Annotated in this window: 14 protein-coding genes; 6 read left to right on the top strand and 8 right to left on the bottom strand. The window is 47.3% G+C overall.

What is annotated here, in order from left to right; genetic code table 11:
- Nucleotides 1-28: 28 nt before the first annotated feature.
- Both AB7038_RS01010 and AB7038_RS01015 read right to left on the bottom strand, forming a co-directional pair.
- Nucleotides 29-1,249, bottom strand: a complete 1,221-nt coding sequence (locus tag AB7038_RS01010) for a sugar transporter (RefSeq protein ID WP_072868285.1) — start codon at nt 1,247-1,249, stop codon at nt 29-31.
- 134 nt (nt 1,250-1,383) lie between these two features.
- The gene (locus tag AB7038_RS01015) at nt 1,384-1,827 is read right to left on the bottom strand and encodes a hypothetical protein (RefSeq protein ID WP_368889252.1); all 444 of its coding nucleotides are present in this window, start codon (nt 1,825-1,827) and stop codon (nt 1,384-1,386) included.
- Nucleotides 1,828-2,183: 356 nt separating this feature from the next.
- On the opposite strand from AB7038_RS01015, the gene AB7038_RS01020 reads away from it, so the two are divergent.
- Nucleotides 2,184-3,752, top strand: a complete 1,569-nt coding sequence (locus AB7038_RS01020) for an ATP-binding cassette domain-containing protein (protein ID WP_369452616.1) — start codon at nt 2,184-2,186, stop codon at nt 3,750-3,752.
- 31 nt (nt 3,753-3,783) lie between these two features.
- Here AB7038_RS01020 and AB7038_RS01025 read toward each other — a convergent pair whose 3' ends face one another.
- From AB7038_RS01025 to AB7038_RS01040, 4 genes are all read right to left on the bottom strand, one after another.
- On the bottom strand, nt 3,784-3,987 hold the full coding sequence (locus tag AB7038_RS01025; protein WP_072868299.1) for a hypothetical protein: 204 nt from the start codon (nt 3,985-3,987) through the stop codon (nt 3,784-3,786).
- A 95-nt stretch (nt 3,988-4,082) separates the two neighbouring features.
- Nucleotides 4,083-5,375 carry a haloacid dehalogenase-like hydrolase gene (locus AB7038_RS01030; RefSeq protein ID WP_369452617.1) on the bottom strand — a complete coding sequence of 431 codons (1,293 nt, stop codon included), beginning with the start codon at nt 5,373-5,375 and terminating at the stop codon, nt 4,083-4,085.
- Between the two features lie 275 nt (nt 5,376-5,650).
- Nucleotides 5,651-6,205: a hypothetical protein gene (locus AB7038_RS01035; RefSeq protein WP_368889249.1), complete on the bottom strand. Its 555-nt coding sequence runs from the start codon at nt 6,203-6,205 to the stop codon at nt 5,651-5,653.
- Nucleotides 6,206-6,378: 173 nt separating this feature from the next.
- On the bottom strand, nt 6,379-6,978 hold the full coding sequence (locus AB7038_RS01040) for a pentapeptide repeat-containing protein (RefSeq protein WP_368889248.1): 600 nt from the start codon (nt 6,976-6,978) through the stop codon (nt 6,379-6,381).
- A gap of 430 nt (nt 6,979-7,408) precedes the next feature.
- Here AB7038_RS01040 and AB7038_RS01045 point away from each other — a divergent pair, with 430 nt between their 5' ends.
- From AB7038_RS01045 to ttcA, 4 genes are all read left to right on the top strand, one after another.
- Nucleotides 7,409-7,702, top strand: coding sequence for a hypothetical protein (locus tag AB7038_RS01045; protein WP_369452618.1), 294 nt, complete (start codon nt 7,409-7,411; stop codon nt 7,700-7,702).
- 930 nt (nt 7,703-8,632) lie between these two features.
- On the top strand, nt 8,633-9,010 hold the full coding sequence (locus AB7038_RS01050) for a helix-turn-helix domain-containing protein (RefSeq protein ID WP_368889247.1): 378 nt from the start codon (nt 8,633-8,635) through the stop codon (nt 9,008-9,010).
- A 44-nt stretch (nt 9,011-9,054) separates the two neighbouring features.
- The gene (locus AB7038_RS01055) at nt 9,055-9,396 is read left to right on the top strand and encodes a helix-turn-helix domain-containing protein (RefSeq protein WP_072868313.1); all 342 of its coding nucleotides are present in this window, start codon (nt 9,055-9,057) and stop codon (nt 9,394-9,396) included.
- A 190-nt stretch (nt 9,397-9,586) separates the two neighbouring features.
- Nucleotides 9,587-10,513 carry a tRNA 2-thiocytidine(32) synthetase TtcA gene (gene ttcA / locus AB7038_RS01060; RefSeq protein ID WP_369452619.1) on the top strand — a complete coding sequence of 309 codons (927 nt, stop codon included), beginning with the start codon at nt 9,587-9,589 and terminating at the stop codon, nt 10,511-10,513.
- Between the two features lie 274 nt (nt 10,514-10,787).
- On the opposite strand, the gene zntB is transcribed toward ttcA, so the two are convergent.
- Together zntB and AB7038_RS01070 are read right to left on the bottom strand one after the other, a co-directional pair.
- Nucleotides 10,788-11,771 carry a zinc transporter ZntB gene (gene zntB / locus AB7038_RS01065; protein ID WP_368889245.1) on the bottom strand — a complete coding sequence of 328 codons (984 nt, stop codon included), beginning with the start codon at nt 11,769-11,771 and terminating at the stop codon, nt 10,788-10,790.
- Nucleotides 11,772-11,858: 87 nt separating this feature from the next.
- Nucleotides 11,859-13,493: a peptide ABC transporter substrate-binding protein gene (locus AB7038_RS01070; protein ID WP_072868320.1), complete on the bottom strand. Its 1,635-nt coding sequence runs from the start codon at nt 13,491-13,493 to the stop codon at nt 11,859-11,861.
- 162 nt (nt 13,494-13,655) lie between these two features.
- Between AB7038_RS01070 and tpx the strand changes: the two genes are divergently transcribed.
- Complete coding sequence (gene tpx, locus AB7038_RS01075; RefSeq protein WP_015422749.1) at nt 13,656-14,159, top strand: thiol peroxidase; 504 nt, start codon at nt 13,656-13,658, stop codon at nt 14,157-14,159.

The raw sequence follows: 14,159 nt of genomic DNA on the forward strand, positions 1-14,159 counted from the left end.
GTATTAATTGGTGCGGAATATGATTAATTTATGACGGATTATGCGAGGTAATACGGCTCTCCGCTTTCGGCCTTTGTATAAACAAGGCCCGGTAACGGCGGAAAACAAACAGTGAGATAAGCACTCCCGCCACAGCAAATACCGCCCCGGCATAGCCTATCTGTTCCATGCCCATATGAATAATCACCTGATTACCGAGCAGCGCCCCGCCGCCGATACCGATATTAAAAATGCCAGAATAAACAGACATCGCCAGATCGGTGGCATCCGGTGATAAATCAATCACTTTGACCTGTAACCCCAGCGCGGTGCACATCATACCGATCCCCCAGACAACCCCGAGGATAATCAGCGCAGTATCGGTCACACGGCTGGTCAGCAGCAGCATCAGACATACCGTCAGTAATGTTATCGCCGCAGGCAGAAACAGCAACGGCAGCCGGGTGTTGTAACGACTGAAAATCACACTGCCGATAATCCCCGCTGCTCCGAAAATCAGCAGAAACAGCGTAGCGAAATCCTGTGATTTCCCGGCAACGGTCTGCACAAACGGTTCAATATAGTTATAAGCGGTGAAATGCCCGGTGACCACAATCGCTGTCAGCACAAAAATCCCCACTAACGCGGGCCGTCTGAACAGAACCGGAATACTTTTCAGGGAACCGGAATGCTCGCTCGGCAACAGCGGAAGAAAACGCGCCATCGCCGCCATCGTGATCAGCGCCAGGCCGCCGATACAGAAGAACGTCATCCGCCAGCCGACCCACTGCCCGATAACACGGCCTATCGGCAGCCCCAGCACGGTTGCCAGCGCCGTACCGGTCGCCAGCAATCCCAGCGCCTGGGATTTTTTACCGGGCGGTGCCACCCTGACCGCCAGAGATGCGGTGATCGACCAGAACACCGCATGCGCCAGCGCCACACCGATCCGGCTGACCACCAGCACATCAAAACGCTGCGCCAGCCCGGACACAATGTGACTTATCACAAATACGGTAAACAGCCAGAGCAGCAATTTGCGCCGCTCAATACGCGCCGTCAGCAGCATCAGCGGCAGCGACGTCAGCGCCACCACCCAGGCATAAATGGTGATTATCAGTCCGGTCTCTGCGGGTTGCATCGCAAAGCCCGCCGAGATATCACTCAGCAGCGCAACCGGAATAAATTCAGTGGTATTAAATACAAATGCCGCCACCGCAAGTACCATCACCCGCAGCCAGGCCTGATTTCGTGACAGGGTTTCAGTCATTATGGTCCCCCGTAAAGAAAAGCTGTATCGATACAGCTTTTGAGCGGAAAAGTGTGACCATGGTAACACATATGGTTTTCACGGGAAACGCGGGAACAAAAGCAAATGCCCGGCATCATCGCCGGACAACCGTATTATAACGCGCGTTTTGACTGTTCCGGAATGGCATCAAAAATCGCTTTTAACTGCGCTTTTTTGAGTGTCGGCCCGACAATACGGACACGGCGGCTGTTTGCCGGATGATAACTCAGAATATAAGAGTCCGTGGAGAAAGAGACCATTAACGCTTTCAGCCCCTTCACTTCCTGCAGGGAAAAATGGCCGCCGTCAAACGGCATAGATACCACTTTACCGACCGCAATTTTGGAGGTCAGTTTATCACCGTACACTTTAATCACAGGGAACTGCGCGATATAGACATATACCGTCAGACCCAGCGCGGCAGCCACGCCCGGCATCCGTGTCTGGAATAAGTACGCCAGTGCGATATAAAGCACAATAACCACAAAGAATGTAATGATACAGGTGATAATTCTGCGTTTCTGATCAACCTGATATACCGTTTCTGCTGAACTCATAACCCATCCTGTTGCTGAATTTCCGCTGCCGGAAAATAAAAAAATATCAAGGCCGGACAGGATAACGAAAATACCGGCGATTGACAGTAACATTCCGTGAAAAAATCATTCCTGCGTACTCTGCGGAAATCCCGGAAACAGGGGGTTTACAATCCTGCTTTTATTTGACACCATTGCCGCAGTTCATTTCCCCTGAGGATGTCTGCCGACATGATTTAATTGCCTGAATCCCATTGCTGTATCATCCGCATTTTTACTAATGCGCTGTTTTGATATCGGGCAGGCAGCTATCCTCATCATCGTTTTCTTTTTTATCCGGTAAATCCGCCTGCCCCTGTTTATTCAGGAGCTTTTGTATGTCCGTACAATGCCATTTTTCTCACTTATCAGTGACATTTAACGATATTCCGCTGTTTGACAACATCAGCGGCACATTAACCCGTCAGGTTCAGGGGCTTACCGGTCATAACGGGCGCGGTAAATCAGTGCTGATGTCGTTGCTCGCGCAGCAGCGGCAGCCGGCAACCGGCACGGTCAGCTGGCAGGTACCGTTTTATTACGTACCGCAACTGACCCGCCTTTCCGGTATCACACTGGCGGATGCACTCGGAACCGCAGAAATTCAGGCTGCACTGCGCCGCACAGAAGACGGCACTGCCACCGCAGAGGATTATGATTTTCTGGCGGATAAATGGGATATGCCGCGACAGCAGCAATCCCTGCTGGAAAGTGCACAGCTGTCGCATCTCCCGGCGGACACTCTCTGCACAAACCTGAGCGGCGGTGAGCAAACCCGGCTGGCACTCTGCCGCGCCTTTTTACAGCCGCGCGCCTTCCTGTTACTCGATGAACCCGGAAACCATCTGGATGCCGCCGGGCGCTGCTGGCTGAGTGAGCAACTGCGGAATCACCCGGCCGGAGCACTTGTGATCAGCCACGAGCGCCGTTTGCTCGACACCATGCAGCGGATTTTTGAACTCACGCCGTCCGCACTGGAAGAGTACGGTGGCAATTATACCCATTATGCGGAGCAGAAAGCCTTTCAGCTCTGCGCATTACAGAGTGAAGAGAAGCAGTTACAATCGCAGCTGAACAGAGAAAAAACGGAGTTGCAGCGCGCACTGGAAAAGAAAGCGCAGCGCCGCCGTCAGGGTGAGAAAGTGCGTTCATCCGGCTCCTCCTCTGCCCTGCTGCTCGATATGAAAAAGAATAAAGCGGAGAAGCAGCAATCAAAAATAACCGGCCGCCATGACCGGGTTATGACTCAGCTGGACAGCCAGCGCCGGGAAGTGAATGAGAAAATACAGCATATCACCCCGCAAATGCTGGCTTTTAATTATACCGGAGAGCAAAAACGGGTGCGGATTAACGCCCGTGATCTGCTTTTACCGTTTGGCACACAAGAGCCGCTGTCACTGACCATTTCCGGTGGTGAACACTGGCATATTGCCGGGCGCAACGGCTGCGGAAAATCCACATTACTGAAAGTGCTGGCAGGTTTGCTCACTGCAAAATCCGGGGATTACTCCCTGCACGGTCGTCTGCGATATCTGGATCAACACCTGGCGCTGCTGAATAAAGCCCTGCCGGTTACAGAAGCACTGTGTGAGTTTGATCCGTCCATTCCGGCACAAACCTGGCGTACCCATCTCGGAGCGTTGCGGATCAGAGGTGATAAGGGGTTAATTCCGCTGTCACAATTAAGCGGCGGTGAGCAGCTGAAAGTCACGCTGCTGGCATTAACATTATCCGAACCTCTGCCGGATATTTTACTGCTGGATGAACCGGATAACCATCTGGATCTCGATTCCCGGTTATTACTGGAAAATGTGCTGCGCAGTTATAAAGGGGCATTATTACTGGTCAGCCATGATGAGGCATTTACTGAACATTGTGCCATTACCCATACACTGACCTTAGCCTGAAAAAGAATACGGCGGGATCACCGCCGTATTGCTACAGTTTACAGATATTCACGATAACATAACGTGCCGCATTAATATTATGCTTTTCCGCATCGGCGGCAGCGGCATTATTAAATAGCGCGACAAAACGTTCTGCTTCCGTTCTGCTGATATCGGTATTAATGGCCACATGGCTGCGGAATAATACCGAGCCGGTTAACCCCAGACCTTCATAACACACAATATACTTATCCATATCCTTCTGAATTCCCTGTAATGATAATTTTCCTATCATAGTGTGTATTACCGGCCGGGGTTATCAGTATTTCCTTAAACTGCCGGACACCGCTGTTATTTTAATGCCCGGCCTTCTTTTGCACCCAACGGGGTATGGAGCTGTGACGGCACAAATACACCGGTGCTGTCATTACGTCCCTGTAATAATACTTTGGCGTCCTTCTGACCGTGCTCTTTAACCGCCTGTTTTGATAACTGCCCGATAATGGTATCCGGTGAACGCAGACGGTTAATAATCAGCACCACTTCCGTATCCGGGAAGTCGGACATCATATTCTGGTCACCTTCACTGTCACCGGCGACTAATAACGGTCCTTTACCGGCATATTTATCCTGAATAAACTTGTTGATAGTCTCTGTTTTCCCTTTACCCTGCGTCTGCGGATAAACCGGATCCAGATCAGATGTCAGTTTATTATCTTTGGTGCGCAGTAAATGCATAGCAAATACCTGTGACTCCGGCACAGAATATGGTGGTTGTGTGACAATCGATTTAATCACTTCCAGATTCGACGCAGAAATCACATAGACATCAATACCGGATTTTTGCAGCACCTGATACAAATCCTGCATTTCCGGCACCAGACGGAAACCATTATGCCAGTCAATTTCAACAATACCCGCCTGTCCCGGTAACGATTCAGGGCTTTCCCATACCACACCCTCAACCGGCTCTGATTTCTGCCATTCAATGGTTTGGGCGGTAATATCCGCAACCTGCTCCGGTGTCATATTCATAAATAAATAGGTGACCCAAGGATAGGAAACGGCATGATCAAATGTGCCGCCGATTGCCGCATATAAATAGCGCATTTTGGTGATGAAATTCTGATAATGCGGCGACTTTTTGATTTCAGACAGCGGCTTATCACCCTTCAGGCCATCATAGTTGTCATACAGCCACTGGTAACTTTCCAGAATATCGGTACCGACCTTCTCAATATTGACCGGTTTACCGTCTTTATTGTTGAACTCAGCGGAAAAATTCCCGGCCGGAATATCTTTGAAAATAACGGATTTCAGTTCCTGCGGTGTCATGGCAAATAACAGGTGCTCAAGCTGATAAATCATCACCGCTTCTTCAATATCCAGAAATGCCGTCGTGTTATCAAAGTCAAACACCGCATAATAGGTATGTGCCGGTGACTGTTTTGCTTTGGCAATCATGGCATCCAGACGCTGTTTATTAAAACTGTCCCACTGGCCCTGCTGTAACACCGCTATTTCTGTCACAGCCTGCGGTACTGCGGCGGCATTCAGGGAAACAGTCTCAGCCTGAGCAGTCATATTCAGTGACAACATACCAACAGCCAGTGCAATTGCACTGTAACGATTAATAAATTTCATTGATAATCCCCTTTGAAATAAAAAAACTGATAAAAGGGATACCACAGGCTATTTTTTTGCTGTATCAAAAATCAGCAACGGATAGCATTAAGCGAAATTGATCACACTCTTTTACCCGGTCCGTTCCGCCGGTTACGTGATATTATCAGGCCAGTCACAAACCGGTTATTTACAGCGGATAAATTCATGAGTGATCACTTTGATAGTAAATATGAAGCGGAAATTAAAAACGGTGCTGAATCAGCATAATAGTGTTCAGCACCGCAAGTACCTGTTTATTTCAGCGTATACATGGTCAGCACAGTATAAGTGACATCTTTTTCATCATTTATCTGTACCAGATTGGCATTACTGACCACCCCCACCACAACCTCAGTATCTTCTGATTCATATTTGCGCTTAAACTGCCCGATTTTTCCTTTGGCGACTTTTGCCAGGAACGGCGTTTTGCGATCATATTCTTCATTGACCCCGGCCGGTTTGCCGTAGATTTTCTCCATTTCCGCATTCACTTTATCGTATTCATTCAGCAATGCGGCCTGATCACGGCTCCAGACACCGAAGCGGGATATTGCATTTAATTTTTGCCCTTCCGGTGAAAAGACCATCATAAAGAATTGCTTTTCAACATCCGGTGATGCCAGTGAACTGCATAATTGCCCGCCGTCACGGGTTTTTGTGCAGTCAAAATCGTCCAGATTCAGTGCTTTTAATTCTGCGGGCGTCTGCCCCCATGTAAAGCCCCAGGGTGCTTCCGGTGTTTTACTTCCTGTACCTGCACAGCCGGATAATAATGCGGCCATAATCCCTGACAGAATAAATTTTCTCATTGCCCCGCCCGTATACATTGAGTTACTTATTACTGATCATACCAAAGACCGGCAAGTGACCAGAAGCCTTACTGTCGCTTTATTCATCAAAATCAGATTTGATGAAGATGTTACCGCGTAATTATACGCTTTATTCAGCAGATATCAGGTATATATACCCGGTTCCGCACGATTTAGTCAGCCAGACGGATATCAAGTACCCGCAGCAGATTCAGGGCTTCGTATGCGGAAAATGTGGCTTTGGCGGTTTTGTTTTCACGGATATCGATATAAAAAGAGTGAGAACCGCAAAGATACGCCCCTTCAAGATTAGTGTGCATAAACAGCGTATCGGTTAAATCGCAGTCCTGTATAACGGATTTATTCAGCTCCGCCTGTCTGAAATCCGCATTATGGATCCGGCAGGATGCAAAGTGCGATTCATGCAATCTGAGGTCAAAAAAGTTATTGCTGTCTAAAATACACTCTTTGAACACCAGCTGAGAATAAAAATCAAACTTCGGCCAGTATGCTTTTGTCCAGTCAATACCAATCATTTTCGTCCCGGTAAATTCAGTCCCGGAAAACCGGGTTTCGGGAACTGCCAGCAGGCTCATATTGCATTGCTCAAACACACAATCAGTGAAACGGCACTGCTGTGCAACCGCCGAACTGAAATCACAGCGGATAAAGGTGCAGTCCTCAAATACCACGCCACGGATGGTCTGATCACTGAGATCTGCTTTTTCAAACCGGCTGCCGGTATACTCATGATTATTTTCAATAACTGTCATTATCCCTCTCCGCCGGTGTGTTGTTTTATTCTCAGTTGCTCCCTGTAAATCTCCTGATTTTCACGGATAGTGTTTACTGTGCTGTTTTTATAAGGGTCATCATTATTCTTTTCATATTTTCCCGGTTGTGTACCCGGTGAAACACATCCGGACAGAATCAGTACGATAAACAGGCTCAGTGTTTTTTTAGTCACTCTGTTATTCCTCATAATAATATGGCTACGTGAATAAACGGATATTACGCACCAATACGTAATCTGTATTGGTATAATTTGCTCATTTTACACAACATTCAGATTATTCTACCTTTTAAAAAAAGGGAAATACTGTAAACCTTCACACCAGCATAAATCATATGATTTTCGTAGATGAGGTAAGTATGTCTGTCAGCAATAAGACTGTTTATTCTGTATGCTCCAGATTAACCCTGATGGTTATGAAGCTGACCGGCCTTGAGCGGGTTATTACTGTCGGCCAGTATTTTGAGCGGGCAACAGATAAATCACTCCTTCAGCGACTGATTGAAGAAAACAGAGATCTCAGCACACCGTTTTCAGCACTGGATAAGACAAACAAGGACTGCAAAATTGAGCTGATTGAATATCTGAATACGGCAATCCGTGAATACGCTGCGTCTGAAATAAAGGAAAACTACGCTGCACTGAAAAACGGTAATCTGCTGGTTGTAAAAACATTCAATTCTATTATGCAAAGCCACGCTTAAATTTTGTCCGTTCTCATGGCTGTCACCGGGCGCAGGCATCAGCCATGAGTACTGTCATTTTCAGGTCGTGCATCACCGCTGGTATTACCCATATTCTGATAATAGTGCTGAACACCGAAAATCACGATCATTAGGTAATAGCGAATAATATATCAGGTGATTATTACTCGAATTACCGAATTGGCTAATATATTTTTATTTATGATGAAAATTGTATTTTTTTGAATGATTGTCACTCGCCGGTAAAAATAATGTTGTTATTTTCTATGTGAATCCGTCATGCCAATACCATCTGCTGAAATATTCCCGGTAACAAAATAAAAGTATCATCTGAAAAATAGTGCTGACAAAAGCTAAATAGAACAATTGATTAAGAAAAAACACTAAAGATATTGATACTTTTGCCGTTATGTTTCTCTGTATGTCCCGAATACCTTGTTTTTACATCTTTTAAACATTTCCCGGCAAAAAAAACAGCATTGCGCAACAAATTAAAGTCTTATTATTCCACTTAAGCAAAAACTATAATTCAGATAATCTGATGACATCATCAGAAATGATGGTGTATTCAATTAAAATAACTAAAAAAAGATGATCATCCTCCGATACAGTCCGGATAAAAACCTGTAAGATAAGTACAAATACTCGTGACTGTTGTTATTTTGATTCCCTGCATTGCAGCGATTATTTTTTATTTAAAAATCAATAAAATGAAAAAGCCATCTCCTGAGGCCGCTTAAATCTTATGTTAGCTATAAACTTTGTATACTTTTCAGTTTTAATTAGTTTCTTTATCAGAACATTGTTTTCTGTGTGAATTTTATTTATTGACAACTATTCCATGGGTTGCATATTATGAATCATATGATAAATGTCTCATAAACATTTTCTATTTATATATGGGATTAATTTTGATCCGACGGTATCTTTATGCATTCTGATAAATATCAAGAGCTGCTTATTCAGCAACGGAACTTCAAAAAAAAACTTCAGGTTATTATAGGGCAAGAGATAAAATCATTAAGGAAATCCAAAGGCATCAGTGGTTATGAGCTAGGCGATATTATCCGCATATCCCAGCAGCAAATATCACGCTATGAGTGTGGCGACAGTGCCATTCAGATAGACACATTAATATTGATACTCAGGCTATTTAATATATCGCCTGAAAAATTCATTCACAGAATACTATCTCTGGCAAACAGAGATATTGAATCCGGAAAATTATTATCAGCAATGTCAAATTACTTTCACATGTGTTCTGACAGTAATTACCTGGAGACATTTGAACAATATAAACACAATTAACATATTTAAGATTACACACAGCGTTTTAATTAAGGGTTCACATCATGAATGAGAGAGAAATCAGTCTCTTTATCGGTCAGCAAATTTCACGAAAAAGGAAATCACTGGGATTATCCGGTATGGCACTTGCCGAATTACTGGGTTTAAGTCAGCAACAAATATCCCGCTATGAACAGGGTATTACCAATATAAGAGCCAGCACATTACTGCAAATCGCTTTTTTGTTTAATGTTGACGTAAAAAGTTTTTTTACTGACTGTATCGAAAACAACAACAGACTGAGTTCACTTAACTATAAAGAGAAAAAAAGTCAGGAAACTGACTATGACATGATCACTATTGATATGAAGAACAGAGGAAGGGGTAAAATCCGCAGTAAAAAATAACCACACCAGAAAGTACCAACAGCCCGCTCCCGTCATCCCGGATCATTCCGTTCCGGGCTGTCATCCTTTTTAATCCATACGTATCCGAATCCCCTGTCCTTCTGCTATCATTGCGTCCTTATTTCAGATTTCCGTTGCCGTGCGGCCGGCCTGACAAGGCACCAGCCAAACCCGTTAAGAACAGTAAGACATGAATACACCGAAAGAACAGTACAACATCAATAAGTTGCAAAAACGCCTGCGCAGCCATACCGGCAAAGCGATCGCAGATTTTAATATGATTGAGGACGGCGACCGCATTATGGTTTGCCTGTCCGGCGGCAAAGACAGTTACACCCTGCTTTCTGTTCTGCAGAGCCTGCAGCAGAGCGCCCCAATCCGTTTTTCCCTGGTAGCTGTGAATCTCGATCAGAAACAGCCGGGTTTTCCTGAGCATATTTTGCCGGAATATCTGGAAAAACTGGGCGTTGAATACAAAATCGTCGAAGAAAATACCTACGGGATTGTGAAAGAGAAAATTCCGGAAGGGAAAACCACCTGCTCCCTCTGTTCCCGTCTGCGCCGGGGTATTTTGTACCGTACCGCGACTGAACTGGGTGCAACAAAAATCGCCCTCGGACATCACCGTGACGATATTCTGCAGACCCTGTTCCTGAATATGTTTTACGGCGGAAAACTCAAAGGCATGCCGCCGAAACTGATGAGCGATGACGGTAAACATGTGGTGATCCGCCCGCTGGCCTATTGCCGCGAGAAAGATATTGAGCGTTTCGCCGAAGCCAAAGGATTTCCGATCATTCCGTGTAACCTGTGCGGCTCTCAGCCGAACCTCCAGCGTCAGGTGATCAAAGATCTGCTGCGCGACTGGGATAAACGCTATCCGGGCCGGATTGAAACCATGTTCCGCGCCACACAAAATGTTGTGCCTTCACATTTATGTGACACTGAATTATTCGATTTCAAATCTATCCATCACGGCAGTGAAGTCGTCGGCGGCGGTGATCTCGCGTTTGACCGCGAAACCCTGCCGGTACAGCCGGTATGGGATGATGAGGATGATGACGGCGAAAGCCCGGATTTCACAGAGTTACGTCTGGATGTGACGGAAGTGAAATAATCACGCTGTTATAGTGCCGTGCCACGGAAGGCACGGCCTGAATATTGCCGGGTTTGTTTCAGGCAAAAAAAAAACCGATGTATAAAATACACCGGCATGATAATGGTCAATATTCTGTATAAGAACTCAATATGAGAAAAACTACAATTATGGAGCACAACGTTCATCGCTCAACGTTGTATTCACCTGCGGGAGTAATAGTGCCCTAACCGGGCGCGCCATTTCTTGATATATCTCAAGTCCGGTACGTAAAATCATATAAAAATACACGTTTTTACAACCAGTTACTCTTACGTAACCACCAGGCAACAAATCCGACAACACCCGCCAGTCCCACACAGAACAAACTGAAGGCAAACGGGAAATCGCCCCCCGGAATCCCGCCGAGGTTGACCCCGAACAATCCGGTCAGAAAGGTTGTCGGCAGAAAAACCATCGCCAGCAGCGACATAGTGTAAGTACGCCGGTTCATGGCATCCGCCATCATATTGGTGATTTCATCCGAGATAACCGATGTCCGCGCGATACAGGAGTCAATATCGTCAATAATCCGCCCCAGGCGGTCACTGACATCCGTCAGCTGGTGTCGGTCCTGCTCTGAGAGCCAGGTGTAACGCTCGGAAGCCAGCCGGGAAAACACATCCCGCTGCGGAGCCATGTAGCGGCGCAGGACAATCAGCTGCTTGCGCAGCAGTGCCAGCTCCCCTCGTGCCGGAATATGCTGATCGAGTATCGCATCTTCCATATCAATCAGGGTGTCGTGCAGATCTTCAATAAAATCCGCCACTTCGTCGGTGATACAGAATGCGGCTTCTGCCAGCCATTCTCCGGTATTTTTTACCCCTTCCCCGTTCTGTAAATCATCCTGAATGGTCTGAATGGAGTGCACTTTGCGGTGGCGGGTGGAGATAATATAACTGCCGCAGATCCAGACACGGAATGCCACCAGTTGGTCAGGCCGGTCGCCGTCATTGTTGTTAATGGTTTGCAGGGTAATTAATGCGCCCTCACCAATACGAAGTGTCCTGGGGCGGATAACATTGTTTGTCAGCCCGTCACGCGCCTGCGGCAGCAGCAGTTCCGTTTCACGCAGCCAGCGCTGGTTATCCGCGGATAAATAGTCCAGGTGCAGCCACACCGGTTCTTTTATTCCGGCAACTGCATTGACGTCCACCGGCGTACAGCCGCCCTCTCCGTCAAACTGCACCCGGCAGATGGGATCTGTTCCCTGAAAAGCGGATCCGTACAAAGCGCTCATGCGTCTCTCCCCATTGTCCGTGAAAACAGCGGCTGAGTGTGTTCAGCCGGTACCTGCCGCCGTCCGCAGCAGGTACCGGAGGCAGGCTTAGTGTTTAATAATATAGAGATTATGGCTGTATGCCACATCTTCCGGATTATTGACCGGATATCCCTTCAGCCACGGTTTAATCAGACGGCCGTTGGTATACTGATAGATTGGTGCTATCGGCATGTCTTCCGCCAGCAGTTTTTCGGCGTCGTTATAATCGGTATTACGGGCGTTATCATCCGTTTCCAGAGCAGCGGTTTTCAGCAGCGCATCATATTTTTCATTATGATACTGCGCGATATTGCCGCTGTGTGTGCTGGTCAGCAGAGACAGGAAGGTTGACGGCTCGTTGTAATCCCCGACCCAGGAGGCGCGGATCACATCAAAATTACCGGTATTGCGGCTGTCGATATAGGTTTTCCATTCCTGATTGACCAGTTTCACTTCCGCGCCCAATTTTTTCTTCCACATCGACCCGACGGCAATGGCAATTTTCTGATGGTTTTCCGAGCTGTTATACAGCAGGGATAATTTCAGCGGATTATGCGGTCCGTAACCGGCAGCGGCCAGCAGGGTTTTCGCCTGGCTGTCGAGCTCATCCTGTGTGAATTTCTGGTACAGGCCGGGTTCCGGTGTAAACCCGGCAGTGACATCCGGCGTGAAATGCCAGGCCGGTTTTTCGCCTGTACCCAGCACTTTCTCTGCGATCACCGCACGGTCGATAGTCATGGAAAGCGCCTGCCGCACACGCGGGTCATTCGTCGGCGCGCGCTGCGTGTTAAAGGCGTAATAATAGGTACCGAGCTGATCCGGAATATAAATCTGATCGGGGATCGCCTTTTTCAGTTTCTGATACTGATTTTTCGGGAACGATTCCGTGATATCCAGATCATTGGCCAGATAGCGCTTGGTGGCCTGAGATTCATGGTTAATCGGTACAAAGGTGACCGATGTCAGTACTGTGTGTTTGTGATCCCAGTAATGCTTATTGGGTGTCAGGACAATTTTTTCATTCACCACGCGGTCATGCAGAACAAACGCGCCGTTACCGACCAGATGCCCGGTGCGAATCCAACTGTCACCGTATTTTTCCACTGTGGCACGATGTACCGGGAAAAGGCTGAAGTTTGCCGCTAAGTTCGGGAAATACGGCACAGGGCGATCTAACGTAACCCGCAGAGTCCGGCTGTCAGCCGCTTCCACGCCGAGGGTTTCCGGCAGCATTTTGCCGTCGATAATCGCCTGCGCATTTTTAATCCCGGCCAGCGGTGCAAACCAGGCAAAGGTAGAGAGATTTTCCGGGTTCACCAGCCGCTGCCAGCTGTAGACAAAGTCCTGTGCCGTCACCGGTGAGCCGTCAGACCAGCGGGCATCGTCACGCAGGCGGAATGTCCATACCTGATTGTTGCGGGTTTCCCAGGAGAGTGCGACACCGGGTACCGGTTTGCCGTCTGCGCCCTGGCTGGTCAGCCCTTCAAATAAATCACGTAAAATCTGAGCTTCGGTCAGCCCGACCGCTTTAATCGGGTCCAGAGACGCGGGTTCATCCTTCAGATGACGATAAACAGATTGTTCTTTTGCCAGCTGTGTTCCTGCGGGGATCTCCGCCGCCGTTGCACAAAACAGTGAAGAAAAAGTGAAAAACGTCCCGGCAAGAAGTGCGGAACGGGAAAATTTTGCTGGCCTGAACATAACGGGCGCCTTGTATTAAAAATGGTAAACCGATAGATTATCTGATGATTACCGAAACACAACAACCGGATATTACATTTTTATTAACGATATCCGGTGAGAAAACACCTGCCAGGTATTATTTATACCAACAATTATGAGCCCGTTCAGAGGATGATAAAAATGACACAAACTGTAAAACTTCAGGGTAATGATGTTCTGGTTTACGGCGCACTGCTGCGTGCCGGTGAAAAAGCCGTACCATTCAAATTAGTCGCTAATGATTTGTCAGATGTCCAGCTTACCAAATTCGCCGGGAAGCGTAAGATTCTGAATATTTTCCCGAGTGTGGACACCGGTGTCTGCGCCACCTCAGTGCGCAAATTCAATGAAACTGCCGCAAAACTGTCCAATACCGTGGTGTTATGTATTTCCGCTGATCTGCCGTTCGCGCAGTCCCGTTTCTGCGGCGCGGAAGGTATTGAGAATGTGGTGATGCTCTCTACTCTGCGTGATCCGGAATTCCGTGAAAATTACGGTGTCGGTATCGGCAGCGGCCCGCTGGCCGGTCTGTGCGCCCGTGCGGTGATCGTGCTGGATGAGAACGATACTGTGATTTACAGCCAGCTGGTCGGTGAAATCACCGAAGAGCCGGATTATGACAGCGCGCTGAATGCACTGAAATAA

It is taken from the genome of Morganella morganii (assembly GCF_041099235.1).
Classification (GTDB): domain Bacteria; phylum Pseudomonadota; class Gammaproteobacteria; order Enterobacterales; family Enterobacteriaceae; genus Morganella; species Morganella morganii_E.

What these genes read in the sequence shown, in the direction of transcription:
- AB7038_RS01010 (WP_072868285.1), bottom strand. Translation starts at nt 1,249, where the DNA reads ATGACTGAAACCCTGTCACGAAATCAGGCCTGGCTGCGGGTGATGGTA.
- AB7038_RS01015 (WP_368889252.1), bottom strand. Translation starts at nt 1,827, where the DNA reads ATGAGTTCAGCAGAAACGGTATATCAGGTTGATCAGAAACGCAGAATT.
- AB7038_RS01020 (WP_369452616.1), top strand. Translation starts at nt 2,184, where the DNA reads ATGTCCGTACAATGCCATTTTTCTCACTTATCAGTGACATTTAACGAT.
- AB7038_RS01025 (WP_072868299.1), bottom strand. Translation starts at nt 3,987, where the DNA reads ATGGATAAGTATATTGTGTGTTATGAAGGTCTGGGGTTAACCGGCTCG.
- AB7038_RS01030 (WP_369452617.1), bottom strand. Translation starts at nt 5,375, where the DNA reads ATGAAATTTATTAATCGTTACAGTGCAATTGCACTGGCTGTTGGTATG.
- AB7038_RS01035 (WP_368889249.1), bottom strand. Translation starts at nt 6,205, where the DNA reads ATGAGAAAATTTATTCTGTCAGGGATTATGGCCGCATTATTATCCGGC.
- AB7038_RS01040 (WP_368889248.1), bottom strand. Translation starts at nt 6,978, where the DNA reads ATGACAGTTATTGAAAATAATCATGAGTATACCGGCAGCCGGTTTGAA.
- AB7038_RS01045 (WP_369452618.1), top strand. Translation starts at nt 7,409, where the DNA reads ATGGTTATGAAGCTGACCGGCCTTGAGCGGGTTATTACTGTCGGCCAG.
- AB7038_RS01050 (WP_368889247.1), top strand. Translation starts at nt 8,633, where the DNA reads ATGCATTCTGATAAATATCAAGAGCTGCTTATTCAGCAACGGAACTTC.
- AB7038_RS01055 (WP_072868313.1), top strand. Translation starts at nt 9,055, where the DNA reads ATGAATGAGAGAGAAATCAGTCTCTTTATCGGTCAGCAAATTTCACGA.
- ttcA (WP_369452619.1), top strand. Translation starts at nt 9,587, where the DNA reads ATGAATACACCGAAAGAACAGTACAACATCAATAAGTTGCAAAAACGC.
- zntB (WP_368889245.1), bottom strand. Translation starts at nt 11,771, where the DNA reads ATGAGCGCTTTGTACGGATCCGCTTTTCAGGGAACAGATCCCATCTGC.
- AB7038_RS01070 (WP_072868320.1), bottom strand. Translation starts at nt 13,493, where the DNA reads ATGTTCAGGCCAGCAAAATTTTCCCGTTCCGCACTTCTTGCCGGGACG.
- tpx (WP_015422749.1), top strand. Translation starts at nt 13,656, where the DNA reads ATGACACAAACTGTAAAACTTCAGGGTAATGATGTTCTGGTTTACGGC.